Annotated in this window: 25 protein-coding genes; 11 read left to right on the plus strand and 14 right to left on the minus strand. The window is 45.9% G+C overall.

Annotation, left to right across the window (positions count from 1 at the left end):
• Positions 1–189 (minus strand): helix-turn-helix domain-containing protein (locus RID53_RS22015; RefSeq protein WP_446390132.1); only part of this gene is annotated, 189 nt, incomplete at its 3' end.
• Between the two features lie 124 nt (positions 190–313).
• Here RID53_RS22015 and RID53_RS22020 point away from each other — a divergent pair.
• Positions 314–1,114, plus strand: coding sequence for a hypothetical protein (locus RID53_RS22020; RefSeq protein ID WP_446390133.1), 801 nt, complete (start codon positions 314–316; stop codon positions 1,112–1,114).
• Between the two features lie 84 nt (positions 1,115–1,198).
• Here the strand turns inward: RID53_RS22020 and RID53_RS22025 are convergent, their stop codons facing one another.
• The 4 genes from RID53_RS22025 to RID53_RS22040 all read right to left on the minus strand — a co-directional run bounded on the left by RID53_RS22025 (position 1,199) and on the right by RID53_RS22040 (position 4,143).
• Complete coding sequence (locus tag RID53_RS22025; protein WP_446390134.1) at positions 1,199–1,492, minus strand: hypothetical protein; 294 nt, start codon at positions 1,490–1,492, stop codon at positions 1,199–1,201.
• A 445-nt stretch (positions 1,493–1,937) separates the two neighbouring features.
• Positions 1,938–3,143 carry an AAA family ATPase gene (locus RID53_RS22030; RefSeq protein WP_446390135.1) on the minus strand — a complete coding sequence of 402 codons (1,206 nt, stop codon included), beginning with the start codon at positions 3,141–3,143 and terminating at the stop codon, positions 1,938–1,940.
• Positions 3,144–3,180: 37 nt separating this feature from the next.
• Entirely contained in the window at positions 3,181–3,726 is a 546-nt protein-coding gene (locus RID53_RS22035; protein WP_446390136.1) for an RNA 2'-phosphotransferase, read from the minus strand.
• 99 nt (positions 3,727–3,825) lie between these two features.
• Positions 3,826–4,143: a hypothetical protein gene (locus RID53_RS22040; RefSeq protein ID WP_446390137.1), complete on the minus strand. Its 318-nt coding sequence runs from the start codon at positions 4,141–4,143 to the stop codon at positions 3,826–3,828.
• A 78-nt stretch (positions 4,144–4,221) separates the two neighbouring features.
• On the opposite strand from RID53_RS22040, the gene cutA reads away from it, so the two are divergent.
• A complete protein-coding gene (gene cutA, locus RID53_RS22045) occupies positions 4,222–4,563 on the plus strand; it encodes a divalent-cation tolerance protein CutA (protein ID WP_446390138.1) in 342 nt (113 codons plus the stop codon).
• A gap of 341 nt (positions 4,564–4,904) precedes the next feature.
• On the plus strand, positions 4,905–5,639 hold the full coding sequence (locus tag RID53_RS22050; RefSeq protein ID WP_446390139.1) for a phosphatase PAP2 family protein: 735 nt from the start codon (positions 4,905–4,907) through the stop codon (positions 5,637–5,639).
• Positions 5,640–5,679: 40 nt separating this feature from the next.
• Here the strand turns inward: RID53_RS22050 and RID53_RS22055 are convergent, their stop codons facing one another.
• Genes RID53_RS22055 through RID53_RS22065 form a run of 3 tightly spaced genes read right to left on the minus strand, consistent with a single transcriptional unit; the run spans position 5,680 to position 10,617 of the window.
• Positions 5,680–7,155, minus strand: a complete 1,476-nt coding sequence (locus RID53_RS22055; RefSeq protein ID WP_446390140.1) for a hypothetical protein — start codon at positions 7,153–7,155, stop codon at positions 5,680–5,682.
• The gene (locus RID53_RS22060) at positions 7,145–7,498 is read right to left on the minus strand and encodes a hypothetical protein (RefSeq protein ID WP_446390141.1); all 354 of its coding nucleotides are present in this window, start codon (positions 7,496–7,498) and stop codon (positions 7,145–7,147) included. The genes RID53_RS22055 and RID53_RS22060 overlap by 11 nt, the downstream gene beginning before the upstream one ends.
• Positions 7,499–7,530: 32 nt before the next feature.
• The gene (locus RID53_RS22065; protein WP_446390142.1) at positions 7,531–10,617 is read right to left on the minus strand and encodes a CHAT domain-containing protein; all 3,087 of its coding nucleotides are present in this window, start codon (positions 10,615–10,617) and stop codon (positions 7,531–7,533) included.
• Here RID53_RS22065 and RID53_RS22070 point away from each other — a divergent pair.
• The 5 genes from RID53_RS22070 (at position 10,616) to RID53_RS22090 (ending at position 12,088) form a co-directional block, all read left to right on the plus strand.
• Complete coding sequence (locus tag RID53_RS22070; protein ID WP_446390143.1) at positions 10,616–10,744, plus strand: hypothetical protein; 129 nt, start codon at positions 10,616–10,618, stop codon at positions 10,742–10,744. The genes RID53_RS22065 and RID53_RS22070 overlap by 2 nt on opposite strands.
• A 21-nt stretch (positions 10,745–10,765) precedes the next feature.
• Positions 10,766–11,047: a hypothetical protein gene (locus tag RID53_RS22075; RefSeq protein ID WP_446390144.1), complete on the plus strand. Its 282-nt coding sequence runs from the start codon at positions 10,766–10,768 to the stop codon at positions 11,045–11,047.
• Between the two features lie 147 nt (positions 11,048–11,194).
• Positions 11,195–11,440: a UPF0175 family protein gene (locus RID53_RS22080; RefSeq protein WP_446390145.1), complete on the plus strand. Its 246-nt coding sequence runs from the start codon at positions 11,195–11,197 to the stop codon at positions 11,438–11,440.
• On the plus strand, positions 11,437–11,922 hold the full coding sequence (locus RID53_RS22085) for a DUF3368 domain-containing protein (protein WP_446390146.1): 486 nt from the start codon (positions 11,437–11,439) through the stop codon (positions 11,920–11,922). The genes RID53_RS22080 and RID53_RS22085 overlap by 4 nt, the downstream gene beginning before the upstream one ends.
• Positions 11,912–12,088 carry a hypothetical protein gene (locus tag RID53_RS22090; protein WP_446390147.1) on the plus strand — a complete coding sequence of 59 codons (177 nt, stop codon included), beginning with the start codon at positions 11,912–11,914 and terminating at the stop codon, positions 12,086–12,088. Before RID53_RS22085 ends, RID53_RS22090 begins: the two co-directional genes overlap by 11 nt.
• Positions 12,089–12,277: 189 nt before the next feature.
• Here the strand turns inward: RID53_RS22090 and RID53_RS22095 are convergent, their stop codons facing one another.
• The 4 genes from RID53_RS22095 to RID53_RS22110 form a co-directional block, all read right to left on the minus strand.
• On the minus strand, positions 12,278–12,940 hold the full coding sequence (locus RID53_RS22095; protein WP_446390148.1) for a phage tail protein: 663 nt from the start codon (positions 12,938–12,940) through the stop codon (positions 12,278–12,280).
• Positions 12,941–12,942: 2 nt separating this feature from the next.
• Positions 12,943–14,118, minus strand: coding sequence for an AAA family ATPase (locus RID53_RS22100; RefSeq protein WP_446390149.1), 1,176 nt, complete (start codon positions 14,116–14,118; stop codon positions 12,943–12,945).
• A gap of 528 nt (positions 14,119–14,646) precedes the next feature.
• Positions 14,647–17,760 (minus strand): phosphoenolpyruvate carboxylase, encoded by a 3,114-nt coding sequence (ppc, locus tag RID53_RS22105; protein ID WP_446390150.1) that lies wholly within the window; start codon positions 17,758–17,760, stop codon positions 14,647–14,649.
• 96 nt (positions 17,761–17,856) lie between these two features.
• Positions 17,857–18,099, minus strand: coding sequence for a hypothetical protein (locus RID53_RS22110; RefSeq protein ID WP_446390151.1), 243 nt, complete (start codon positions 18,097–18,099; stop codon positions 17,857–17,859).
• A 232-nt stretch (positions 18,100–18,331) separates the two neighbouring features.
• Between RID53_RS22110 and RID53_RS22115 the strand changes: the two genes are divergently transcribed.
• The 3 genes from RID53_RS22115 to psbA all read left to right on the plus strand — a co-directional run bounded on the left by RID53_RS22115 (position 18,332) and on the right by psbA (position 24,473).
• Complete coding sequence (locus RID53_RS22115) at positions 18,332–21,367, plus strand: DUF1574 domain-containing protein (RefSeq protein ID WP_446390152.1); 3,036 nt, start codon at positions 18,332–18,334, stop codon at positions 21,365–21,367.
• Positions 21,368–21,730: 363 nt separating this feature from the next.
• Positions 21,731–23,248, plus strand: coding sequence for an MBOAT family O-acyltransferase (locus RID53_RS22120; protein ID WP_446390153.1), 1,518 nt, complete (start codon positions 21,731–21,733; stop codon positions 23,246–23,248).
• A gap of 142 nt (positions 23,249–23,390) precedes the next feature.
• On the plus strand, positions 23,391–24,473 hold the full coding sequence (gene psbA / locus RID53_RS22125) for a photosystem II q(b) protein (protein ID WP_446390154.1): 1,083 nt from the start codon (positions 23,391–23,393) through the stop codon (positions 24,471–24,473).
• Between the two features lie 417 nt (positions 24,474–24,890).
• Here psbA and RID53_RS22130 read toward each other — a convergent pair whose 3' ends face one another.
• On the minus strand, positions 24,891–25,334 hold the full coding sequence (locus tag RID53_RS22130; RefSeq protein WP_446390155.1) for an OsmC family peroxiredoxin: 444 nt from the start codon (positions 25,332–25,334) through the stop codon (positions 24,891–24,893).
• 138 nt (positions 25,335–25,472) lie between these two features.
• A complete protein-coding gene (locus RID53_RS22135; protein ID WP_446390156.1) occupies positions 25,473–26,027 on the minus strand; it encodes a DUF2231 domain-containing protein in 555 nt (184 codons plus the stop codon).
• Positions 26,028–26,050: the final 23 nt, after the last annotated feature.

The following is a 26,050-nucleotide window of genomic DNA, read 5'->3' on the forward strand; positions in this document are numbered from 1 at the left end:
ACTTTCCACACCCTGAAAAAGCGCTTGGTTTTTCCATTGGCTTATAAAACTGTGAGAAACTTTTAATAGTTCTTTGACTTCACGATATGATTTTCCTTCCAAAATCATTTTCACCGCCAAAGCCCTCTTAATTTCTTTGGACTCTTTTGTCTGATTGATAAAATTAGCTAATTCATCTATAATGTTCATTTTGTGTCCTTTTCCTAGGGATGTATTATTACTATTATATCTGTTGCGACCTATTTAGGGCTGCTATATTACTTAGTCACTTCTTTTTTGGCAAAAATCCTTAGCGTTTTTCCCAATACGATTTATGAACAAATACAGTCGATTTCTTGCTTCTCTTTTCGCCTTAATCATCGGATTTTGGTGTATTAACCTTCCCAACTCGTCCAGCCTAGCTACAGCCGCGCCTTTATCCCAATTCGTTACTCCCACCCCTGTCACCCTCGCATCAGTCGATTCCTCCCTGTTGGAAACCTTACTCAAACGCTCATATCTAAGAGCCGTTAAAGACGCGGAAGTCGCCGATGAATCAGAAATCTCCACAACTCTGCAAGCCATTTCCGCCAACAATCCCAATTTAAAATGGAGAGATTACCAGGGACAAAAACAAGTATTAATGGTGACTTGGACATCCTGGAATGGCTATGATAATCAAGTTGGCTTACCGATGGAATTAAGCCGAGAAATTTGGGTCACGGCGGTTCCCGAACTGCAAACCTTCGCCCGAACCGTAAACTTTGACCCAGAAAGCCTCACCTTACGCCTAGAACAATACCTCGGTTTACCGCCTCACAATGGCAAAACCAAATTTGTGGAAATGTGGGTGAATGCGTCGGATTTATTTCGTCCTTGTCCCGATGCAGAAATCAACGATACTCGCTGTGATGTGAAGTTCCCGGAGACTGTTGATCCGCAACATCAGGATTGGATCAATACTTTACAGTTAGCCTCCTATGGTGACAAGGGTTATCCGTGGACACGATTAGGCTATAGCTATGATTGGGGAAGTCTGGATGGTGAAATTGGTGCGAGTGAATTTATCGTCAGAAAAGGGGCAAATATTACGATTGAATCCGTCAAAAACACGGTAGACTATTGCCAAGCCTAGATGTATCCGAAAGTAGCCATTACGTTCTGACAAATTATTCGGGGAGCTTCTCAGTTTCTAAAAGAAGCTCCCTAACTGTTACTATTATTGATTTCCTTGGGAATCATTGTCAGTCGGAGGTTGAATATCAACATCAGGTGCGGTAATCGTCTTTTCTTCTTGGGTGACTTCCACATCAGGAACGGTAACCTCTTTTTCCTCGGTTCCTACATCAACCTCTGGTCCCTCAACTTCATATTCGGGCACCTGTCCAGGATCTACGTTAACATCCACATCCGGTTCTTCCCCGGCTTGCTCTTTTTCCACGCGACAACCTGTTGAAACAACAAGCAGTAAAGCAAGAGGAAGTAATAGAAGGGGTCGTTTTAGAAAAGACATAACTTTTTTATAGAATTCATTATCTCGTTACTAGGGAATTTACTTAATGTAATAACTCTTAGAACGGAGACTCTCTCATTCTAGGAAATAAGGTCAAGTTCAGCTTATACCTTTAGGATGAAATTATTTGAAGTAGCGTAGCATGTCTCAATTGTTACATTAGCCTCGTAGGGGCGCGAGGCTTGCATCCGTGTAAACTTAAAGTAAGAACTTTTCCCTGTAAAACTTTTAATTTCATCGCTTTAATCTTATCCGGTTCCCTCCCCTTGATAAGGGGAGGGTTAGGGTGGGGTAGAAATGTTGAGGTAGGGGTACGGCAATGCCGTACCCCTACAGGATTCATAATGCTTGGGTGAATTAAAATTGTAGGGGCGCACCGACGTGCGCCCGATTTAATCATCAAATCTATCCCACAATTTTAGCTGTGCCACGCCACTACTCAGCCTCACACAAATCGATGCATAAACTCGTAGGTCAAATCCACTCGTCCTTTACGTAACATCGCCGGGTCGAATCGTTCTGTAGTATTACAGGTCATTAATACCACTAATTTTTGCTGGGCTTTAATCCCAGTGTCATCAATCACACTCTGATACAACGTCCCATCCAATAAACTGAGAATATGCTCCGTTTTATTATTCCATTGCGCTACTTCACTGGCTCGATTTTTGGCTAGGTTATCCGCTTCGTTAATAATTAGGGCAACTCGTTCCAAATAACTCGGCGGTACAAAATTTTCTACCGCATCATGATCCAGAATAAAAATTGTATACCCCAACGGTACAAGAACTTCTTTTGCCAGCGCTTGTGTCCATACCGTTTTCCCGGTTCCCGGTTCACCATGCACCACAATCGCTAACTGGTTTTGATCCAGAATTGACTGCTGAACGGTATCCGTAAACCGTTGAATATCGCTGGGAAAGTCTCTAATCTGAAACTGACTATGAACCTTCCCCACCCGACTTTGATAGCCACTCAGCATCACAGCTACATTATACGTGGCTTTATTCACTAAAGGGCGAATTTCATCCGCCATTAAACTGTAGCAGCGCCGTCCTTGACCCTGGTTACTAATTTGTAACCAAATCTCTGGATTTGACCAGTAGCCATAGACTGTGCCAAACACGTCTAAGCGTTCCCAATTAGCAAACTTTTCTAGAGGATAATAAAAGCGGCGATCCATATAATCTTGAGTAATTAAATCGGGACTGCCCAGAATATCTAAGACTTTAAATAAAGTGACTTCTTGCAGTCGATTCAAGACATACTCAATCGGAATACTCTCGCGGGTAACCGTTTGGGTGACGGGTGTATTGACAAATATAGTCTCCCGCTGACAATGATTAGGCGTTGGCGGGTCAGGGGTAATGTACTCCCAGAACTCATCCCACTCATAACGCATGTTTTCGGAAAATAAGCTCAAAACATTGGCAAAAATATTATAGTGATTTCGCCCTAATGCATCAGCCACATCACTGGTAAAGTCTAGAGTCTTTTGCAATAACTCTGATGTATCATTTTGCAGCAAATGTAAAACGAATTCCCAATCAAACTGCCGGGATAAAGGACGCCAGCCTAAGCCCAACAACCCCTTCGATTGCCGATTATTATGATGAGAATTGTCTTGAGACCAAAGCTGTTCTGAATTCATCACTATTTTTCCTGCTGAGTTGGAAATTCTTGGCGGATTAGAGTTGCTGTAGATAGTTAGGGGGAACAAAATCCACTAACCACACGCCATTTTCGGAACAGTAGAATGTATGACCCCTTTCCGACATGGCTTTAGCATCGACAGCGAAAACCACCGGAGAACCATGACGCTGTCCTACTTTTTTTGCCGTTGCGATATCCTGAGATAAGTGGACGTGATGCCGTGACATTTTAGATAAGCCTTGACGCCGAATCGATTCAACAGTTTTGTGACCTGTACCGTGGTAGAGTACCTCTGGTGGAAAGGTTGGTTCTAACTGTAAATCAACGGCGATACTATGCCCTTGATTGGCGCGAATCCGTGTTTCTGTCGCATCAAAGGAAAAGCGTTGTTTATCATTTTTGGCGACGACTTCTTTAAGTTCATGGAGAGTAAGGGGAAAGGAATAGTGTTTACAAGCAGATAGCAGTTGATCAACGTTGACCCAACCCCCTGGTTCTAAGGTTAACCCAATCCGTTCGGGTTGATGTCGCAGATGTTTGCTGAGATATTTACTAATTTTAACCAGGCGGGTAGAGTTCATGGTTGATTAAATCAATAGCTTTTAAGAATGGTTTGGTTAACCCTAAACAATGGTTAGTTAACGTTGCCTTGAGTCTGAGTCAGATGAATGGGTTCACACTCAGGGGTGAGGACTATACGGGTTTGTATTATACAATACTACAATTGCTAAAAATTGTCTACCTGTTAACTCTTCTGTAGCCATTGAATCCATTCTCGCGCCGCTTAAACCGTAGCGGTAACAGGTTGGGCGTTTTCTAAGGTTACAGGCTTTTGCCAACAGGATAATGCTTTTGAGAATTCCCTTAGTCGGAGAGAAGAGGAAATGAGGAATGCCTGTTTCATTAGCAGAAAACCTGGAATTAACGCCACCTGCTAAAGGATGAGTTATCCAGGAGGTACTATTCCGACTTCTGATATAGATACTCCGCGATCGCACGATCATCTCGTGTAACTATATGTTTTTTTCAGGTGAGTTGATACAATGAACCAGGCGTAGGAACAGAGGAATGGTTCTATGGAAAAGACATCAACCTCTAGCTATGGTGTAGTCTTGGTAACGGCAACGTCAAAAGAAGAAGCAGACGCGATCGCTTCATTCCTAGTGGAAGCGCGAATGGCAGCTTGTGTCAGTATTACGCCCGTGCGATCGATTTATACTTGGGATGGCAAAGTGAATCGTGACCAAGAGTGGCAATTAGTGATAAAAACAGATTTATCTCAATTTGACCAGTTAGCTGCCAAAATTCAGGAGTTGCATAGTTACGACGTTCCTGAAATTATTGGTTTGCCGATCATTGCTGGATCTGAGGATTATTTACAGTGGATTTCGGAGAATGTATCTGTGAAAAAATTGTGACCTTTTGCTTCGGGAATAGTCCATAATTTCTAGATGCGTGTTTAGGGACTTTCGTTTCGCCATTGATGATAACATTGAATCAAAACCCGCCCTGACCTAATTTTAAATGTATAGCCCTACGGGGATACGTTAGGACATTCCCCTGTTGCCTATTGCCTGTTGCCTGTTGCCTTTTCACCCAATTGTATTGTCCTAACCTTAATGCGTAGTGCTATATGTATAGGGATGAGGGATAAGTAATTTCTTGATGATGTCCTTTGTCCTCGGCTGTGGGATAATCAGACTTTTGAGGAAGTCGCCCTTTTTCTAAAGTTGTACACCGTCACATTTCGTTCTGTTTAATGTCTACTTATGAACTCTCCAAGCGTATTCAATCCTTCTGGAAATTTCTCGTCAAATTATTAACCAGCAATTGGCGTTCTCTGGTCATATTATTTCTGGGTGTCTATGTCCCCGTGCAAATCTTCGGAGAATTAGCCGAGGAAATTTGGGAAAAGGAAGGGGGTTTTCCCTGGGATGTGCCAATTTTATTAGCGATTCACTCAACAACTTCCCCTCAACTCGATGCGTTTGCGATAAACCTGACAAAGTTGGGTGCCTATTGGGGGGTGTTTCCCTTAGCTGTAGCGATAGTACTGATCTTGGCATTCCGACGCCAGTGGCGATTCCTCATTTATGCGCTGATAACCTATTTAGGCAGTCTTATTATTAATCGTACCGCTAAGTCAACTCTCCAGCGAGTACGTCCGAGTTTGTGGGAATCCCCGGCGCCAGAATCTGATTATGCGTTTCCTAGTGGACACGCGATGGGAAGCGTGACGTTTGCGATTGTATTAATGATTTTGACCTGGAATACCCGTTGGCGTTGGGTGACGGTGATTGGAGGTATCGTGTTTGCGATCGCGATTAGTTGGACACGGATGTATTTAGGAGTTCACTACCCCAGTGATATTATTGCAGGTTGGATGGCATCCATTGCTTGGGCAGTGGGCGTCTGCTTGGTAATTAGACCCCATCGGAGTCAGCGACGACTTAAACCAGAGGAGAAAGCGGCTATAGAAAATAGCGATGGTTGAACTCAGTGGTGTGGTCAGGGGAAGCTGGTACAATAATCGATTACGTCCTGGTTTTCTGTTTGGTAATCCACCACGTCGCTAATCCAGCGAGTAGGGCGGCTAAAACACTCCAGAAGAATGTGGAAATAACGGGGTGCGGTTTGTTAGTTGAAAAAGGGGGTAAGAGGGGCTTGTCAATATGATTAAAACTGGACGCCACCAGTCCGCCTGTCCCTAAGCCGATACCCAAAACTTGGATGGTTCGTTCTAGGCGATAATCCCGGTCTTTTTCTTCTTGTTCGCGGGTTTTATCTTGGTCTTCCCGAATGCGATCGCGTTGGGCTTGGTCGATTTCAACAATACCCCGAATTGAGGAGATGGCTTTCTCTAGTAAGTTTGCACCGGGGACAAAATAGCCTAAGTCGCCTTGAATTTGTTCTTGAAAGACTTGACAATTTTCCCGGTAAAAGCTATCCAGAAAACTGATGTCTTTATCCTTGTCTAAGGTGAACTTATTCTGAATCAGTTGCAGTTTAGTGTTATAGTTATCCGCATTAATCGCAATACTGTTCCGGCGAGACTCTAAATCGCGTAACAAGTCGGAATATTCAACTGTTTGCTTTGCCATTTCTTTCAACTGACCCTTGAGATACTTTAAACTCTTTTCATCCAGCGTATCGGTAGTTTGGGGGAGTTGGTTGAAGGTCTGACGAATCAGGTGTTGAATGTGTTTATAGGCTTGATATGCATCCGTATAGGTGTCTCGGCTATGGCGAAACTCGGTGATAACTTTATTTCTATAGAAAAACAAATCGAGTAATAACTGGTAGCCTTCTTGGAATTTGGTATCCGTTACTGGGTCAGAAAATAACCAGACCAGAATATGGCGGTAGGTATTAGGCGTGCTGATTAAACCATACTCAAAAATAGGACTACCAAATAATTGTCCTTTCCGGTAAAGTTCCGGGCGTTTGTGCGGGTCATAGGCAAATTCTCGGATACATTCATCCGCTAATTCTTCCAGGAATTTATCGCCTTGGCGTTTTTGGTTATCGCTTAGCAAAGCCGTAATAATTACCGTTTGTCCAAAATAACTTTGGATGGTATCGGGGAGAAAACAGTAATCGGGATTTAACGCCTCTAAAACTGAGGAATCGACGGGCTGTATTTTATGACCATTGTTCAGGGGCGGATCGGGACAGCCGAGATTTAATCCTAAGCCATAGCTATCATAGAGTTGTAGGGGATAGGCAAAGCCTTCTAGTTTTAAATCGGTGTTTTTATAGGAAATTTCGGTGTGGATGGGTAGGACAAAATCATTGGGTTTTGCACCATCGAGTAAATCAAACCGATCATTATGAGGTTGGGGCGGATGCAGGTTAAGTTGTTCCTTGATATGGAATTTGGCAAAGATATCATGACATTTATCCCACAACAAGTCCGGGTCTTTTATCGACACATTGCCATCAACATCCGGTGTCTTGAAAAGATGGAATGCAAACAGGTAAACTTTCGGGGCATAGAGTTTAGTCGTCATTCGATACCGTCTGATTAGAATTGGGCGTGGGGGGTTGCGGGTTGGCGGCTTTCTGTTTCACGGTTTCTCGGATCACCGAGATATTCTTTTTAATTCCTTCTTCGTCAGCCGGGTTAGCTTTTTGCGGTGTCCAGCGCACAGCTACCATTCGTAAATTTTCGCCCAAGGGCTGATGGGCGGCGCACCAGTCAACAATCGCATCAGCAACGGGGTTAAAGTCATCATCACTGAATTGATCCAGAGTTTGGGCTAACTGGGGTAAGTCTTGCCAAGCTTGGCGGTCAAAATTGTTGGATTCTTCCAGTAATTCGCGAAATCCGGCGATAATTTGGGCGTAGTTCATCAGAGTCTTGTCCTAAAATAAACGAGTGGTTTCTATTGTCCAATGGCACAGAATGCAGCCCAATACGCAGGCTGAGAAAAGGGTCGTTCGTTCAATGATAACTTTAATTCGCGTTCTACTTCTTGCTGGCGTTCTGGGCTTAAATTGAGCGGTTTTAACCAGTCTCGCAATTCATCCTTGGTCACATCGCGCAGCCAACATTGGGCAGTTTTCAGGGCTTTGGCGACGGATATTGGTGTTGGCGATAGTTCAGAGGGGTTTTGACTCTGCCCCACCAGATTACGGTAAAATTCAATCATCAAAAATGCCGTTGCTATGTCGCAGACTGTCCATTGACTTCCAACAATGCTGGGACTTCCCGCCACTAGGAAACCACTGGGTAAGCTGATATAGTCATCACTGAGGCTTTTTGGGTCAGTTAAACTGGTTTCGCAGGCGGAGAGGGTGACGAGACGACAGGGACGTAAATCCAGGGCGAAAATCTCTTCGAGGAGTAAGCATTTTTCCAAGTCAATCTGGTGTTTGTCGGGTGATTGGATATAGCGACTTTCATCGGTTTCGGGTATTTCGGATAGAGTCGCACCCGATAATACTAAGGCAGAACGCAGGGGTGATTCAAAGTTAAAATAACCGTGACCGGAAAAATGGATGAAATTCGCCAAGCGTAACTGGTTTTGAGTCGTGGCTTGAGTCCAGATCTCTTTGGTGGCGCGTTGACTGGGTAGGATATCGGCGGGGTGGAAATATCTGCTAATCGCTTCTACTTCCACATCGGCGAAGTTTAAATCTTCCGTCGGGTTTTGCATGGCAAATAGATGCTTCGATGCGGTTGTCTGGGAAAACTGGGGTTCATGACAGCGTTTTTGGCTAAGTTGTAGGAGTTGACAACTGGGTGCATAGCGCACACCGTCAGGGAATTGATCCAGGAGAACGGCGGTAGTATTTCCTGTATCCTGTGGGTTGTCAACTGAAGAGGATAAAACAGGCAAAGCATGGAGGGGGAATAGGTGCAGGTAGCGATGGGGAATCAGAATCAGTTGCTGACAGTCTTTGGGAAGGGGAGATTGAGTCAGAATGTGGTCGAGATGCAGAATCTGGGCGAGTGTTTCTAGGCGAGAGGAGAGATCATTGCACCATTGACGATTATCGTGTTGATAGTCGTTAAGATAGTCCTGCTGCCATTGGTTTAACTGGGTTAGGTCGTCGGGTTGAGATTGCCAGACGTAGGGTTCTTGGTTGTGGGTGATGACAAAGGCGAAGAATCGTTTTTCGGTAATATACCACTCAATGATTGTGGTTTTCTCGTCTAACAGGTGCATAATTTCCGCAAAACGGATGGGTTGAACTGCTTGGGTGAGGGCGTAGGCGGGGTCAGCCTCTAGGATTTGATCGAGAATCTGATCGAATTTTGCTTGTAATTCCTCTAACTCTTGGCGCAATCGCTGGGTATACAGTTGATTGGGGTTACTATTTTCACTACCCTCAGTGGCGGACGTTTTTAAAACACTCAACAAAACAAACACCAGCGAGGAGAGAGGCTTTGAATTCTCTTGTGAAGAAAAAGCTTCCCCCATGGAACCAAAAGCGAAGCATCCTTTGGCTTCCCCCTTTTGAAGGGGGACGGGAGGGGGATCTATAAGGGAGGCGGGAGGGGAATCTAAAGCAGCCTGGGGGGTTGGGTTGGCAGTCTCGTCAATGGCGTCTTCCTCCCAGAGTTCATCGCTGAATCTAAATTGTATCGGGTTGCCTTTCAATCCCGCCTCTTCCCCCAGATTATCCAGTTGTTTGTGTTTGTCCGTAATTTGGGCTTTCAGGCGTTCGATTTGCTGGCGAATCTTTCGGTCAACTTGATCGCCTTTGGGGTGGAGGGTACTCTCCGCATCGGCAAAGAGTTGGACAAGGTTGCGGGCTTTGCTGCGCTCGACGTATTCTAGGGCTAATTTGGGTTGATGATTATTCAGGCAAGCTTGCACGATTTGGGTATAGACATCCATCGCCTCTGCTAAGATTTCTTGCCGTCGTTGGTTGGTACTTGCCCAACTACAGCTAATTTCTACCGCTTCAATCGCGGCGGCATAACCCTCAATCGCGGTTTGCCATTTTTCGGCATTAAAGGCAGTATTACCGAAATCTCGTCCAGCTTTCAGGCATCTGACGGGAAAAGCGGCGGGTTGCAAAATTTCTAGGGATGAGCGGAAATAGGTAATTGCGGCGTCAATTTGTCCCAAGTCGCTGTAGGCAGTTGCTAGATTGTATTGATTCACTGCCCATTTTTCCGGAAACGCTTCACGAGTCAAAACTTCCAAAGCCGCTTGTAAACAGGGAATCGCTAGTTTACTCTGTCCGGCGTCCCGGTACGCATTACCCAGATTGTTTTGCATCATTGCCCAAGATTCCGGAAACGCCTCGCGGGTGTAAACTTCTAAGGCGTTTTGGTAAGCTGCGATCGCCTCAGCAAACTGCTTGGTTTCTTTATAGGCAACACCCAGATTCATTTGAGTCATTGCCCAATATTGAGGAAACTCCTTGCGGGTGCAAATTTCTAAGGCGTTTTGGTAAGTTGCGATCGCCTCAGTAAATTGCTTGGTTTCATCATAGGCAACACCCAGATTTATTTGAGTCATTGCCCAATCTTGCGGAAACGCCTCGCGGGTGCGGACTGGCAATGCCGCTTCATAGTAGGATATCGCCACCTTGAGGTTTTCTGCGCGATCGCCCCGTATCCTATCAGAATAGCAAGCACCCAGATCATTTTGGAGTGTCGCCCACTGCACTGGAAAGGCGCGGCGGGGAGAAAACTTAGTTAAGACTTGGCAACAGGCGATCGCAATCTCGATATGACTGGCTCTGTTTCCCCTAGGAAACTCGTTAATGAAGCCGCTAAACTTCCACAGCTTTCCTGCCAACTTTCCTCGCTGTCTTTTGTTCGCTCTCCTCAGCTTCAACTCAGCATCTTCGCGCACCAGTTGAGCAAAGTTATCCGTCAGCGTGTCAGCATTCTCCTCCAGCAGTCGATACACCTGATCCTGGTTTCCCGCTTCAGATGCATCCCACAGCCTCTCAAAAAACTGACGCCCCGTTTTCCCCTTACTGGTTGATTGTCCAAAGCCTTTTGCCATGCAGTCGCCAAGTCCCCAGTTGATGCCATTTTCTTATGATGACGCATTAGCCGCGATTGGGGCAATTGTCCGAGTCAATCCTCACCGGGTAGAGAGGTTGCGCCTAGAGAATTGGTCTAAATTTTGACCCTTCGCGTCGTTCGATGGCATGGCGGATGACTGGGTAGAAGCGGGTTTCACGACTATCTTTGCCGTTGCACCCAGATTGGACTCAACCCACCCCGACGCCAATTTTGCTGATTTTTCTGGTTTTGCGATCGCTTGTAGTAAGGGAACCTCAGCCCTATATTCTGTTGGGTTTCCTGTCGTCAACCCAACCTACAACCTGTTCCACCGTAGGGGCGCACCGACGTGCGCCCGATTCAATCATAATATCTATTCCACAATTTTCGCCGTACCGCGCCAGTGGAGGGCGACCCGATCTAATTGAATTTATTGGTGTTGTTAATTAGTGCAAGCGGGTCGCCCCTACAATGACAAATGACAAATGACAAATGACAAATGACAAAGGATCAATCACCTATAATAATCTGTCCGTGTATCCTGAAGCTAAGGAGTTCAATCGACTGGCAAGATAATGAGCGTTACCATCCCAGATGAAATCGTTAAGGCTTCACAGATGTCAGAAGCCGAGTTGATTCAAGAAATCGTGCTGATGCTGTTCCAACAGAAAAAAATCAGCATTGGCAAAGCTAGCCGTTTACTTGGCATGAATTTAATCCAGTTCCAGCATTTGATTGCCAGTCGGGATATCTGTGTTCATTATGATGTTGCTGACTTCCGAAAAGATCTTAAAACCATTGATACACTATATCCGCAATGATTGTTGTTAGTAACACTTCACCCATCAGTAACTTAGCGGTTCTAGGGCATCTTCCTTTGCTACAACAGGTTTACACCAGAATCATTATCCCGACGGCTGTTGCTGAGGAAATCGCTAGGGTGGCGACAATCTACACCCAAGCTGCAATTGTCCCCACGCTTGATTGGATTCAAATCCAGCAACTTACGAACAATGAGCCTATTGAGTCGCTTCGTGAAGAAGTGGACGCAGGCGAAGCTGAAGCAATTGCTCTCGCACTTGAACTCAATGCTGACTTGCTGCTAATTGACGAGGAACTTGGCAGAATAGTCGCTTCCAGATATGGGCTGAAAGTTAAGGGACTTTTGGGAGTGCTGATTACAGCAAAACGTTTAGGGCGAATTCTGGCTGTTAAACCTGTGATGGATAATTTGATTGTCCAGGCAAGGTTTAGAGTCAGTCAGCAGCTTTATGCAGATGTCCTGCAAGCGGATGGCGAGTAGAGATGTAGAGAGTATTGAGTGTTTGGGTGGATTGTTGATCAGTATTTTGACTCAACCCATCGCACGGGGATACATTCATGCAATTATCATTCACCTAGACAACGGCGCAATTTGGAACCGCCACGATTTTCCAGAACAAACGATTATTGAAATCGTTCCACCGTAGGGGCGCACCGACGTGCGCCCGATTCAATGATAATATCTATTCCACAATTTTCGCTGCGCCGCGCCAGTAGAGGGCGACCCGAATTTATTGAGTACATTGGTGTTGTTCATTAGTGCAAGCGGGTCGCCCCTACAACGACCTTCAGCCAAAAGGTTGTGGCGCTTATGCAATATTTTAACTTAACTTATTTTAAACAAGTTCATCGTCTATAACAATGTTTTTCGCCTGAACTCCTTCTACAAAAATCTTTAGGCTGGGATTTCGGGCGTAATTTTTCATTAGCACTTTATTTTTGCAGTAGTTTCTTGAAAGAGAATCATACTCATTATAGTTTTTACGGATAGTTTGCTGACACTGGCGGCTTAATCGCTGGAAACAATTTTTTGTTTGTGCCGCTTGTTTATCATTGGTGAAGTAAAGGGGAAGCAGCCAACACTCCGTTGAATAAACAGAAATAGCAAAGATGATTCTGGCTTGGTATTTATAGTAAAAATCTTCGCCTATTAATCCTTGGCACTTTTCCACGACTTTATCAATTAACTCTTCAGGAGTCAATTCTTCCCCATCTTGATACTTAGGAATATCATAATGCACTTCTTCTGAGGTATCCGTATCGACTTGGATAATCAGATAATCGCTAAATTGAAACGCTTCTTTAAATTTACTAGAAGCACAATAGTCAAATACTTTTAACCAATTGCTATAATTCTCAACTCTGTTTTTATCGGTTTCATCCCTGAGAGGCAACAGGGGGTTAACGATAATATCAGGATTGTTAAAATACCCGATTAAAATATTTTCAATAACCACTTGATCCGTTATGCCTTCTGCTATCAAGCCAAAAGTTGTCATCGCTAGAAATTTTTCGGAAGTCCGCCGATGTAGCCTCTCATGAATGCTTCTGATAATTTTACCGGATCTTGTCCTTCCAGAGGAGTGGGCTTTTCAACAGGTCTAGCTTTGGTATGTCCAAATTTATTCCGGTAAATAACCCAGAGTTGTTGCTCCGGATCATCTAAGTCTAATCCATCTAAAATTGCTGGATTATGGGTGGTAATGATAACTTGCTTATCATACTTTTTGGCTAACTGAACTAATTCTCGCATTAACTGGCTGCATAATTTGGGGTTCAGTGAAGCGTCAATATTATCTATGGCAAAAAAACGCGGTGTATCGTCACTAATAAAAAGCGCAAAATAAAACAATAAAAATAGAAATCCTTCATTTGCACTTTTTTGGTCAAAGGCAGATAAGTCTGGATCTAAATACCTATCTTTTGTCTTCAGGCTTTTTTCACTATCAAGGAATTCAGCATGAATGGTGAAATCTTCAAACCAAAACAGCAACTTTAGTTTTTCTTTGAGTTCATTAATTTTACTTTGATCTAAATTTAATACTTTGAGAAGTTTAAATAATCCTTCGCCATTAATTCCTAGTGGTTGAATTTGCCCTTCTTTCTCAAACTGTCTTAAGGCGAAATTTTCTGGAGAGTAAATCAAAAAATTATCCAAGTAACTTTGATGAACTTCTTGTTTTATAAACTGTTCCTTTTTCCTTAAAATCGTTTCTAAAATAAAATTATCATCGAATTTAATCTCTAAATTTTCTACATTAACTGGAATAATTGGACTGTATTTTTTTCGGATATCATTCTCAATTTTTTGTTCTTTTTTTTTGTCAATTTTATTTTCTTCTATCAACCATGAAGAATAGGGCTGATTGTTATTTTGAAGGATATAACCAAATTTAAAATCTGAATTTTTTTCGTAAAAATTAATTTTTATTCCTTGGGTAATCTGCTCTTTATCAAAAGCTGAACGCATATATTCCGGGTTGGTAACCCTGATTCCCCTGGAAAACAAAAATTCATTATCTAATTTATCATTCGCAGCGGCTGAGGCTAAAGCGATCGCTTCCAGGATATTACTCTTACCCGAACCATTTTCACCAATTAATACAGTTACACGCCCCAAGCCTAACTTTAGCTTTTGAATGGATTTGTAGTTTTCTATCTGGATTTGTTGGAGCATAAGTTTATAGCGTTGGCTGAGTCATTTTTGTTGGGTTGACGCGCCGAAACCCAACCTACAACCTGTTCCACCGTAGGGGCGCACCGACGTCATTGGTGTCAACTTAAGCTCAACCCCTCTCCCCCAGCCCCTCTCCCACGCCGGGGAGAGGGGAGCAAGAGCATCCGATCCTCCTTCTCCCGTGCAACAAAAGCGAAGCATCCTCTGTCCTCCCCCCTCTTGTAGGGGGGAACGAGGGGGGTCCGGAGTTGGGGTTAGGGGATGAGAGGGAAAGGTTGAGCAGTAGATAAACATAGCTGAAAACCTTACCAGCATTGGTTTTCGACCTTAAGTTGGCACGGATGACCGACGTGCGCCCGATTCAATGGTAATATTCATCCCACAATTTTCACTGCGCCACGCCAGTACAGGGCGACCCGATCCAATTGAGTTTATTGGTGTTGTTCATTAGTGCAGGCGGGTCGCCCCTACAACGACCAATCACCAATGACCAATGACCAATCACCAATGACCAATGACCAATGACAATCAACCTGTATTCCGCATACCCGCAGCAATCCCGTTAATTGTCAACAACGCACCCCGCAGTAACTCACCTTTACTATACCGAGATTGGACAAATCCCGATGCCATCTGACTGCTATGCTGGCGCAACCGTTTCAGCAAAGAGACTTGCAAGAAACCCAGGGGAACAATCGTACCATTCCGCAAGTGTACCGATCGCTGTAATTCTGGATCACCATCCAGTAACTGCTTATGTCCGGTAATTAACGAGATTAACTCACGAGTCAGGTTAAATTCCTCGCTAATTTGCTGGAATAACCGATCAAACCGTTCTCGATCATCGGGATGGGACAATTTCTCCACATAATGACCCGCAATTTGTAGATCCACTTTTGCCAACGTCATCTCTACCTTAGAGATAACCATCTTAAAGAAGGGCCACTTGAAGTAAAAATAACGCAACAGCTTCAAATTTTCTTCGGGTTCTTCATCCAAAAACCCTTTCAACGCCGCACCTACGCCATACCAACTGGGTAATAAGAAACGACTTTGTGTCCAACTAAACACCCAAGGAATTGCCCGTAGACTGCTAAAATCTTTCTTACCACCGCGACGAGTGGGACGGGAACTGATTTGCAACTGGCTAATTTCCTGAATCGGCGTCACTTCATTAAAGAAATCCAAGAAATCCGGCTGCTCATAGACAAACCCCCGATAATGTTGGCGCGATCGCACCGCCAATTCTTCCATGATTTCGTTCCACGGTTCCAGGTTGTCAAAGCCGCTTCCCAGCAAACTTGCTTGAATCACCGCCGTGGTCACAGTTTCCAGGTGATAAAGTGCCAACTCCGGCAAAGAATACTTCGACGCCAGCACTTCACCCTGTTCCGTAATCTTAATCCGTCCCTGGATACTCCGCCCGGGTTGCGCCAGAATCGCCTCATAGGTTGGTCCACCGCCACGCCCCACGGAACCGCCGCGTCCGTGGAAAATACGTACAGCAATCCCATAGTCTTCGGCAATTTGCTGTAGGGCTTTTTGGGCTTTGTGAATTTCCCAATTACTGCTTAAGAACCCAGAATCCTTATTACTGTCTGAGTAGCCCAGCATTATCTCCTGCAACGGTTGAGGATAAGATGGGAAAGCCGGGGAATCCTCGTTGCCCATCGCTTTCTCGCATTCCTTCAGCGCCTCATAACCGCCAGCTAAACATGCCCGATACAGGGGTAACTCAAATAGGGATTTCATCACCCTTGGTGCCCGCTTCAAGTCATCTACGGTTTCAAATAAGGGGACAACCTGAATACTACTCCTCCCCGTTGCTGGATCATAGAGTCCAGCTTCCTGAGCCAAGAGCAACACTTCCAACAAGTCGCTGGCTTCATGGCTCATGCTAATAATATAGGTTTGGCAAATTTGTTCACCAAACTCATGTTGCAGCCGCCGCAACATGCGGAACGTTTCAATGATTTCGCTGGCTGCTGGAGAAAAGGGGAGTTCACCCGGAATTAAGGGGCGGCGCGTGGGTAACTCCTTGGTTAACCATTCGGTGCGTTCGGCTTCGGATAATTCGTTATAGGGCTTGGGTAGAATTTGCAGATACTCAGTAATCTCGTGCATCGTATCACTATGACGAGAACTTTCCTGCCGAATGTCCAAATGTGCCAGATTAAACCCATAAATTTCCACCTGACAGATCAGCGTCTCAAGTTCCTGACAACTTAACCCCGTCTCCGCTAGGTTACGTTGAATCAGTCGCAACTCTGCCAAAAACTCTTGGTCAGAGTTGTAAATGCAGGGATTTGTTGTTTCCTGACGAATTGGCTGTAGGGGTTGGCTCTGAGACAGGTGGAGATTACGCTCCAGTGTATTTTCCAGTCGTTGCTGAATGTAGGAAAGTTTGAGGCGATAGGGTTCTTGGCGGTAACGAATCGCCAGTTGCTCATAAACCTCCGGTATTTGGGAGCGATCTTGCTCCAGAGAGTCCAATAGTTCCGGTAGGACATCACTCCAGTGCAATGACAAGCTCAACAAATTGTTCAGATGTTTAACCGAGTGGATATATTTTTCCAGAACCAGATTTCTTTGATAGCAAGCCGTTTGCCAGGTCACTTCCGGTTTAACTGAGGGGTTTCCATCTCGATCCGCCCCCACCCAAGAGCCAAACTTACAGAAGTTTTTCCGGGGTGGATTCAGCCAAGGAAAGGACGATTGTATACCCTGTTTTAAGCGGTGATAGAGTTGGGGAATGGCATCAAACAAGACTTCTTGAAAATAGTGGAGGGTGTAATCCACCTCATCCAGAACCGTGGGCTTAAATTGATGCAGTTCATCGGTACGCCACCACAGCCGAATCTCTTCTCTAAGTTGTTCGGTGTAGTCTTCTACTTCCCAGGATGAGTTCAACCCTAAGGCGCGGGAGGCTTCCTCAGCTTGGTCAAGCTGTTGCAGGATTGTAGAAATACGCCGTTGTTTTTGTCGAATCGTATGTCGGACAATTTCTGTCGGGTGTGCGGTAAAGACTAGGCGAATATCCAGATTATCAATTAGCCGCTGAATATGCTGGGGAGGTACGTTGAGGTCGCGTAGATAAGGAAATAGCCAATGGAAGGTACTGTTGGTGTTTTTGGCTTTTCTATCGTCCTGCCAACGTTTTTCTAATAAATCCGCCATCGGTTCACTCCCAGATGGTTTAGCCTCGTCACCGTTGTTGGATGCTGGGAGTGAACTGCCATTAGCTTTCATCGAGGTGCCAGAGGTGCGATCGCTCCCCGCTAATGTATTGTAGGTAGCCCGTCGCAAAAGTTGTTGATCGCGCTGTTCGTAATGTTGTTCGACACCATTAATCAGTTGGAAATAAAGCGCAAAAGCACGAGATGCCCGAATCGCGGCGTTAAGGTCAAGCCCTTCGATCACTTCCGGAATCGATGAAAGCGAAAACCCCGTGGCTTGTCCTTCTGGCGAACTTAATTGGCGCAAAGACGCCAGCAAATCGACCAGTTCTTGACCACATTCAGAAAGGAGAACCGACTCCCACAACTGTTCCACAACTTTGATGCGGTGACGCAACAGGAGTTTTGATTGGGATGTAGATGGGATGGTCAATTCCTGATTGGATGAGTGGAGGAGAGAACTCATAGGGTCTGTTGGCACTAAGACAAGGATGATCCATTGTACGGGGTTAATGCTACCCTGTATAGTTTCATTATTGACAAATTCTTTGCAGTTTTCCACCTACTCTTCGTTAGAGGGGGAAGGAGGCGTCTCTGGAAAGGGAAGAATCGGTAAGCGATCGCCCCGAAAGACTTCCTCGCTGGCTTCCCCTACCTGTTGCAGCCATGAGCCAATCGTGTTTAGGGAAATCACCCCCACAAGCATCGGACCTGTGGCTAAACTTAATAGGAGGTCTGCTGAATGTTTAGCAGACTCCGGTAAGGGATTGACTGCTACCTGTGGATCTGGGTTCACTGATGCCATAACTAAAATTCAACCTCGCACGAACAACAGTTAATCGTTTACAAAGACCAAGACCGATCCCAATTTGATACTAGACTATAGTTGCTCCAACTTTCGCTGCTCCCAGACGTGCCATGGCACGTCTCTACATTCTCCTCTGCTGTCCTGCGCCCAACTCCTCCGTTTTTCGCGGAATGTGCAATCATGAGAGGAAAAAATAGCCGCCATTATCAGTCCAGGTAACAAATTTGTAATGTTGGATGTCGAAGAGCGCAACTACAACAATCATCCGTCCTCTTTGGCTCAATGGGTCTACGATGCCATCGGTCAACCGGGGGTGTGCCTGAGAGTCCGGTTACGAGGGAATAATTTACATATTCTTTGTGAAAGCCGTGAACGTATTCCCGCTCAAACGGTAGTCAATCGTTTGCTTAAAGCCCTTAAAACTAAGCCAGACACCGCCATCTTTCCGATTGCTCTGGAAACCCCGATCTACCAAATTATTATCTACGGGCGTCAAGTTTCCCAATCACGTCCGGAATGGGTTAAGGAAATTCGCCTCAACACAGATACCCATGACACTGAATCTCGTCCTGAGTCCTCCTGGGAAACGACACCTGTTCAATCCGCGTTTGTCATCTCCCATGAAAGTCTCGCCCGTTCGGGTTCCCCAGACGCGATCGCCCGGTATCTCAGTGCTAATCTGAGTCATTTGGGTGTGAGTGTCAATGTCCAGATTCAGGACTTGCCAACCAAGGACAATCGAGAACAGTCCCTCGTCAAGCAAAAACCCAAAATCCCGTCCCAATCCTCACAACCTGATCATCGGCGGCTGTGGGTTATCTGTACGTCGAACTATAGCCCAGATGTAGCATTACTGTCTGAGCCAATTGTGCAGCAGTTACGCTCTCTGGAACTGACTGAGTTTAAAGACGCCGCCATCTGCGCTCAAGTGCGCGGAGAAGCCAAACCCGAATGGATGGTGCGGGTGGATTTGACACCCTCTGACGTGATGCTCAAGGATTGGGCGCGTTGGGCAGATGTGGAAGCGATCGCCACGCTGTCGAATCAAATGCTAGCGCGAGTGGGGATGACGGTGCGGGCGGTCTTGAAAGAAACCACCCTGCATCTGTTTTGCAGTGCCTTGGATCTGGGCAAAACTCCAGTTCCTGACCAAACCACTGCCATGAATGCGATCGCGCCTCTGCTCAAATCATTAAAACCCCAAGGGATTAAAGCGGCAACCATTTATGGCGTTGAATCGGATTACTTTTCCCTCGAACCTGAACCGGAAAAACCCGTCTGGGTGGATTGGGTAACCTTACCCGCGAGTGAAAAACCCCAACTCGCCTCTTCTAGCTATACCTTAGGGCAACAGGGTAATCTAAATGCCCTCACCTTTTTACTACAACGGTTGCTCAATCCCGATTTGGATCAGCGACTAGCCACGGGTGGGATTCAACTCAAAGTGCGTCGTCAACACGACTTGCTGCACATTATGAGCGAAGCGCCCCTGTGTCCCTCTAAAGCGCAAGTGAGCCTACCCATTGTACGGCTGCTGCGTCAGCTTGCCATCCCCAATATCGCTGGCGTCCGGATTTACGGACGTTCGGCTGGCGCAACCTCTCCCGCCTGGAATTATGGGGTAGATTTGACCGAACGCCGACGGTTGACCTCAGAATCCACTCCGGAATTTGTTACCTCTAATACAGACATTAGCGAGTTAGTTGTTCCCACCGAACAATCGGTATCGCGTCAGCATAAACCAGACACAACGCTCAAAGAGGATGTACAGCGTAGGTCAAAAACCGCCGTTGGCACAATTGGACGCTGGTTGTGTTCGACCCAGCTTTTTGTCCCCACCCCAGACAATCAACGTGTCACCGTCGATACCCAACGCACCAGTTCTGAATCGTCACAAGCGGTTAAAGTGTCATTGGTGTGGGGGATTATGGGATTATTGCTGATGTTTTTGATTGATCGACCCGTTGGTCGCATCCTGCAACCCCAAGGCAGTTTACCCCGGCGAGATGCGGCATCAGCAGCAGAGGAGTCACCGATTCCGGTAGATTTGGCTGAACTCTCGTTGCAACAGAATAACAATCAGGATGCCGAAGACTTTAACGCCTCTGGGTTTACCCGCGAAGGAGATAAAAGCATTATCATTGATGATTCCTTACCCTCGGAGCGAGGAGATGCCACGCAAGCGGCGATGTTAGCCCTCGCCCGTTCCTCGAATCCCCCGTTTAATAACCAACTGCTCGATCAAAAGTTAGCCCTTTACCAAGAGCGCCTGCAACAAGGAAATCGCCCTGATGTGCTAATTATGGGCAGTTCCCGAGCTATGCGCGGCATTGATCCGGTGGCATTAGAAGAGGCGTTAGCAGTTGAGGGGTATTCCGGCATTGATGTGTTTAATTTCGGCATTAATGGTGCCACGGCTCAGATTGTAGACTTAATGACACGCCGGATTCTCACCCCGGATCAATTGCCGAAATTAATTATCGTGGCAGATGGCGCTCGCGCCTTTAATAGTGGTCGAGTTGATGCTACCTTTGAGGCGATCGCAGATTCCGAAGGTTACCGTCAGCTTAATGCTGGCACATTTCCCAATACCCCAGGTCAGCAACCCGCCCAAGCCAACCAAACCTCCCAGCCGTTGGCAGCATTGAGGAGAAGTTATCAATCCCTTGACGAGGGAACGAATCAACTTTTGGCAGGACTATCCTCAACTTATCCTCAACGGGATCAACTCAAATCCCTATTGAGAGATCAGTTTGTCTCCTTGGTGAAAACCTTGCCCAATGTCTCCAGTTCTCCTGAATCCAAGCCAGACTTAGACCAAGATATGTCCATTGATATGGATGGCTTCCTGCCCTTATCCATTCGCTTTGACCCAGAAACGTACTACCAGAACCATCCCAGAGTGGCGGGGGCGTATGATGGCGATTATCAATCCTTCCAGCTTCGGGGTAAGCAAGATCAGGCATTTGATGCCCTGTTAACATTTGCTCAGGAACATGACATTACTGTGGTTTTTGTGAATCTACCCTTGACCAACGATTACTTAGATCCCGTCCGTCTTAAGTACGAACAGCAATTTAAGCAATACATGCACGCGAATGCTGTCGAACGGGAACTCATTTTTCGGGATTTAAGTGGATTATTACTCGGCAAACCCGATCATTTTTCTGACCCCAGTCATCTGAATCGCTTTGGAGCGTATGATGTTTCTAATCAGTTGGCGAAAGACCCGATGATTCCCTGGGCATTATTAGTTGGAGATTAGTGAATTTGTCCTTGGTCAAAACACTGATTTCACGAATTTATTGGGGAGATAAGGGTAGGGAGGTGAGAGCTTATTGACACTGATTACACAGAGAATTTAGTTCTCTCATCAAGATAGGATGATTGGGATTTTAAGCGTCATTGGTCTTATGTCATTGGTCTTATGTCCTTTGCAAACTGTAGGGGCGACCCGCTTGCTCTAATTTCCAACACCAATCCTTCAATTAGGTCGGGTCGCCCTTTACTATTAACCATTGCCGATTAACCATTCCCTATTCCCGATTAACCATTCCCTATTGCCTATTCCCCATTCCCCATTCCCCATTCCCCATTCCCTATTCCCCATTCCCCATTTCCTAAAAAAATGGCATTTATCTCCATCACTTATGGATTATTCTTGCTAGGTGTCCTGTTTATTTACTGGAGCCAGCGTTCTTCATCGTGGCGATTATGGATACTTCTAATTGCCAGTTTGCTTTTTTATAGCAGCTTACAAATTCAATACATTCCGCTGCTATTGTTCATAGTTTGGCTCAATTTTTATTTAGGGCAGAAAATTGCGGTCAATACATCCCCTGGGTCACATCTCAACAATAACCGTCTCTCCAATGAAGAGTGGTTAATGGCACAAGAACTTTGGAATCAGAAACGTTTGAGACTCTTGTGGCTAGGGATTGGATTAAATATTCTCTGTTTGGTCAGCTTCAAGTATGTCCCATTTATCCTGACGAATATCTCCGCCCCCTTGAATTTACCCGTGGCGCGAGAGGGGGCAAGCTGGATTAGCGATCGCTTAATTGCTCCCTTGGGGCTTTCGTTTTTTGTTTTTGAATGTATTGCCTATTTAATTGATGTGTATCGAGGCGCACCCGCGACGCGCCAAGGCTTACAATTTGCCACCTATAAATTATTTTTCCCGAAACTCATTTCTGGTCCGATTACTCGCTACCATCAGTTCGCTAGCGAGTTTAAAGATATCCAATTTCCCAGTTTTGATCGCTTGAGTGAAGGACTATGGTTGATTGCCAGTGGTGCAGTAAAAAAGGCACTTTTAGCTGATCGCATCGGAATTTTTGTTGATCTATGTTTTGGCAACTTAGAACGGGCGGGTAGTGGCGATTTGTGGCTGGCTATTTTTGCCTACGGATTACAACTGTATCTGGATTTTAGCGGCTATGTCGATATTGCCCGGGGGAGTGCTATCCTCATGGGATTTAACCTGCCCGAAAACTTTAATTTTCCTTACTTTAGTACCAGCATTGCCGATTTCTGGCGGCGCTGGCATATTACGTTAGGGGATTGGATTCGCAACTATCTCTATTTTCCCTTAGGTGGGTCACGTAAAGGATTAGGTCGAACCTGTCTGAACTTGTTTGTTGTCATGCTGATTATTGGCATTTGGCATGGTGCGGCTTGGGGATTTGTCGTGTGGGGAGGATTGCACGGTTTGGCTTTGGTGGTGCATCGTTTAACCCAAACCCTATCAGACCGCTTCGCTTGGCTAAAAGGATGGTGGCAAACGGGAGTCGGGGTGCTAGTGGCGTGGGCAATTACTCAATGGATGGTGTTCATGTCTTGGATTTTCTTCCGGCTACCTAATCTCAAACAAGCTGGCTTTGTAATTCAGAACCTCTGGGGTCAACCCGCCGATGTGCAGTTTGCCGAAAATGTTTATTTGACCGCCTTTGGCTTAGAACGCTTCGAGTTTACACTGCTGTTGGTCATCGTTGCCCTGTTCATGGCGGGTGTTTATGGGATTCATCGGGGTTTGAAGTTACAACTCAACTGGCCCCTGAAATTGCTCTTGGTGCCGCTGTGCCTTTATGCCGTGTGGTTGCTAGCGCCTGAAGGCGGTTTACCTTATATCTACTTTGATTTCTGATTTATAAGCCTAGCTTATAAAAACTATTTAATTAATTAATAAAACCAGTGGAAGATTCAAATAAATATGAATACCATTAAAGATGAGGCAAAAATTTTGCCTTGCTTCAATCGAATCATGAAGTAATAGCACTAATCGAATTATGACTACCACAGTACAACGTCGCGAAAGCGCGTCTTTGTGGGAACGGTTCTGTAGCTGGGTGACTTCCACCGAAAACCGCCTGTATATCGGCTGGTTCGGTGTACTGATGATCCCTACTCTCTTAACCGCTACCACCTGTTTCATCATCGCCTTCATCGCCGCTCCCCCTGTGGACATCGATGGCATCCGCGAGCCTGTTGCTGGAAGCTTACTGTACGGTAACAACATCATCTCTGGTGCTGTTGTTCCTTCCTCCAACGCCATCGGCTTGCACTTCTATCCCATCTGGGAAGCTGCATCCTTAGATGAGTGGCTTTACAACGGTGGTCCTTACCAGTTGGTAGCCTTCCACTTCCTCATTGGCGTCTTCTGCTACATGGGACGTGAGTGGGAACTATCCTACCGCTTAGGTATGCGTCCTTGGATCTGCGTAGCTTACAGCGCACCTGTAGCTGCTGCTACCGCCGTGTTCCTCATCTACCCCATCGGTCAAGGTTCTTTCTCCGATGGTATGCCTCTGGGCATCTCTGGAACCTTCAACTTCATGTTCGTGTTCCAAGCTGAGCACAACATCCTGATGCACCCGTTCCACATGCTCGGTGTGGCTGGTGTATTCGGCGGTGCCTTGTTCAGCGCCATGCACGGTTCTCTGGTAACCAGCTCTCTGGTTCGTGAAACCACCGAAGTTGAATCCCAGAACTACGGCTACAAGTTTGGGCAAGAAGAAGAAACCTACAACATCGTTGCCGCTCACGGCTACTTTGGTCGGTTAATCTTCCAATATGCTTCCTTCAACAACAGCCGTTCTCTGCACTTCTTCTTAGGTGCGTGGCCCGTGGTTGGTATCTGGTTCACAGCACTGGGTATCAGCACCATGGCTTTCAACCTCAACGGTTTCAACTTTAACCAGTCAATCCTGGATTCCCAAGGTCGTGTCGTCAACACCTGGGCAGACGTACTCAACCGCGCCAACTTAGGATTTGAAGTCATGCACGAGCGCAACGCTCACAACTTCCCCTTAGACTTGGCGGCTGGTGAAGCTACTCCCGTAGCTCTGACGGCTCCTAGCATCAACAGCTAGTTCTCCGAATTAGATACTCGGTAAAATGTAGGGTGGGCAATGCCCACCCTACATTTCTATCTGCTGTACTAAGAAAAGTTAACGAGCGTCAAATCCTTACTGTTCCCTGTGAGACACCGAGCGTGTTACCGAGCGGAGTCGAGGTAAGTCGAGGTGTTCCCCGTTCCCTGTTCCCTTGTCCTCATGCTCAATTTTAATGATGTCCAACTACTTAGGGCTTGCTGCACACACTGGGAACCCTTATAAATCAAGGCTTTGAGGCGTATAGACAGTGGATAAAGTGTAAGGAAATGGGGTAGCATTCTTCATAAGTATGGCATCACCTTGCTCAGGAAAAATATACCCTTGCTCCCCCAGCTTCCCCAGCTTCCCCAGCTTCCCCAGCTCCCCCTCACCACAACACTTATTCAGCAGCCCCTACTTAGTTAAAGCCGCATCAAGTTCGATTTCTACATTTTGACGCAAAGCATTAGAAATTGGACAAGCTTTCTCCGCTTCTTGGGCAATCTGTCCAAATAGAGTATCGTCCAGGTTAGGAACTTGTCCTTGCGTGGCTAGACGCATTTTGGTAATCTTGAATCCCCCATTTTCCTGAGATTCTATCGAGCAGAATGCCTGCGTTTGAAGACTTTCAGCTTTATAGCCTTTTTCTGCCAAAGTATGAGCAAGCGCCATGGTGTAACAAGCCGCATGGGAAGAGGCAAGCAGTTCTTCAGGATTTGTACCTGGGGTATCCTCGAAGCGCGTGGAAAAGGTGTAGGGAGTATCGTTGAGGATATGACTTGATGCATTAATGTGACCATTGCCGCTTTTCAAGTCGCCATTCCATTGTGCTTGTGCCGTTCGGGTTAATGTAGTCAAACTCCTACCTCCTAAGTTGTATTGAAGTGATGTTTTCTATTTATTGGTAAACGCTGTTGCGTAATTCACATCATTCGCCAATTTATGTTAGGAGTTATGGGTGACAACTGCATGTGTCACAAGGTAGATCCTGCCTGCTCAGGACACATGAGTCTCACCAGAACCAACGATACCCACCTTATGACGGAACATTAATTCACCGCCATACCAACCGCTTGCTAATAGCAGAATTGCCACGATTGAGGAAAGGATCAGTCCCACGGGAATAATAATAGTCACTGGTTTGCCCAATCGGAGGAAAAAGTTAACACCACTCAACACCAGTACCCCTACATTGAGCAGCGCATGTACCCAACCCGCTGTACGCTGGCGAACTCGGGAAATACGCAGGAAGTCTACAAGACCAATTAACGCGGCTGCAATCGCTGAGAGTAATCCCAGTCCCAATAGCCAAACTGAGGCTCTTGACCAAAATACATCGCGGGTTAACCAATAACCGATATCTGTACCAGCGACACCACTCAAGAATGCGATCGGGAAGATGACAATAATCGGATGGATAGGATGACCAAAAATCGCGACCGAACTGGTAATTCCTGTTCCCCGATATTCTGTCTCCCGGCTATCGATGAGGGGTGGAATGCTGGGATACGGAACGTTTTCGCTTTGAGTTTGAAAATCGCTAGTCTCCATGGTTTTCTCCTAATGGTTTTATG

This window comes from Coleofasciculus sp. B1-GNL1-01 (assembly GCF_040220235.1).
GTDB lineage: Bacteria > Cyanobacteriota > Cyanobacteriia > Cyanobacteriales > Coleofasciculaceae > Coleofasciculus.

Bases quoted from the DNA above. Each gene is read 5' to 3' on its own strand.
- RID53_RS22020 (WP_446390133.1), top strand. From the start codon at position 314: ATGAACAAATACAGTCGATTTCTTGCTTCTCTTTTCGCCTTAATCATC.
- RID53_RS22025 (WP_446390134.1), bottom strand. From the start codon at position 1,492: ATGTCTTTTCTAAAACGACCCCTTCTATTACTTCCTCTTGCTTTACTG.
- RID53_RS22030 (WP_446390135.1), bottom strand. From the start codon at position 3,143: ATGAATTCAGAACAGCTTTGGTCTCAAGACAATTCTCATCATAATAAT.
- RID53_RS22035 (WP_446390136.1), bottom strand. From the start codon at position 3,726: ATGAACTCTACCCGCCTGGTTAAAATTAGTAAATATCTCAGCAAACAT.
- cutA (WP_446390138.1), top strand. From the start codon at position 4,222: ATGGAAAAGACATCAACCTCTAGCTATGGTGTAGTCTTGGTAACGGCA.
- RID53_RS22050 (WP_446390139.1), top strand. From the start codon at position 4,905: ATGTCTACTTATGAACTCTCCAAGCGTATTCAATCCTTCTGGAAATTT.
- RID53_RS22055 (WP_446390140.1), bottom strand. From the start codon at position 7,155: ATGACGACTAAACTCTATGCCCCGAAAGTTTACCTGTTTGCATTCCAT.
- RID53_RS22060 (WP_446390141.1), bottom strand. From the start codon at position 7,498: ATGAACTACGCCCAAATTATCGCCGGATTTCGCGAATTACTGGAAGAA.
- RID53_RS22070 (WP_446390143.1), top strand. From the start codon at position 10,616: ATGCAGTCGCCAAGTCCCCAGTTGATGCCATTTTCTTATGATGACGCA.
- RID53_RS22065 (WP_446390142.1), bottom strand. From the start codon at position 10,617: ATGGCAAAAGGCTTTGGACAATCAACCAGTAAGGGGAAAACGGGGCGT.
- RID53_RS22075 (WP_446390144.1), top strand. From the start codon at position 10,766: ATGGCGGATGACTGGGTAGAAGCGGGTTTCACGACTATCTTTGCCGTT.
- RID53_RS22080 (WP_446390145.1), top strand. From the start codon at position 11,195: ATGAGCGTTACCATCCCAGATGAAATCGTTAAGGCTTCACAGATGTCA.
- RID53_RS22085 (WP_446390146.1), top strand. From the start codon at position 11,437: ATGATTGTTGTTAGTAACACTTCACCCATCAGTAACTTAGCGGTTCTA.
- RID53_RS22090 (WP_446390147.1), top strand. From the start codon at position 11,912: ATGGCGAGTAGAGATGTAGAGAGTATTGAGTGTTTGGGTGGATTGTTG.
- RID53_RS22095 (WP_446390148.1), bottom strand. From the start codon at position 12,940: ATGACAACTTTTGGCTTGATAGCAGAAGGCATAACGGATCAAGTGGTT.
- RID53_RS22100 (WP_446390149.1), bottom strand. From the start codon at position 14,118: ATGCTCCAACAAATCCAGATAGAAAACTACAAATCCATTCAAAAGCTA.
- ppc (WP_446390150.1), bottom strand. From the start codon at position 17,760: ATGAGTTCTCTCCTCCACTCATCCAATCAGGAATTGACCATCCCATCT.
- RID53_RS22110 (WP_446390151.1), bottom strand. From the start codon at position 18,099: ATGGCATCAGTGAACCCAGATCCACAGGTAGCAGTCAATCCCTTACCG.
- RID53_RS22115 (WP_446390152.1), top strand. From the start codon at position 18,332: ATGTTGGATGTCGAAGAGCGCAACTACAACAATCATCCGTCCTCTTTG.
- RID53_RS22120 (WP_446390153.1), top strand. From the start codon at position 21,731: ATGGCATTTATCTCCATCACTTATGGATTATTCTTGCTAGGTGTCCTG.
- psbA (WP_446390154.1), top strand. From the start codon at position 23,391: ATGACTACCACAGTACAACGTCGCGAAAGCGCGTCTTTGTGGGAACGG.
- RID53_RS22135 (WP_446390156.1), bottom strand. From the start codon at position 26,027: ATGGAGACTAGCGATTTTCAAACTCAAAGCGAAAACGTTCCGTATCCC.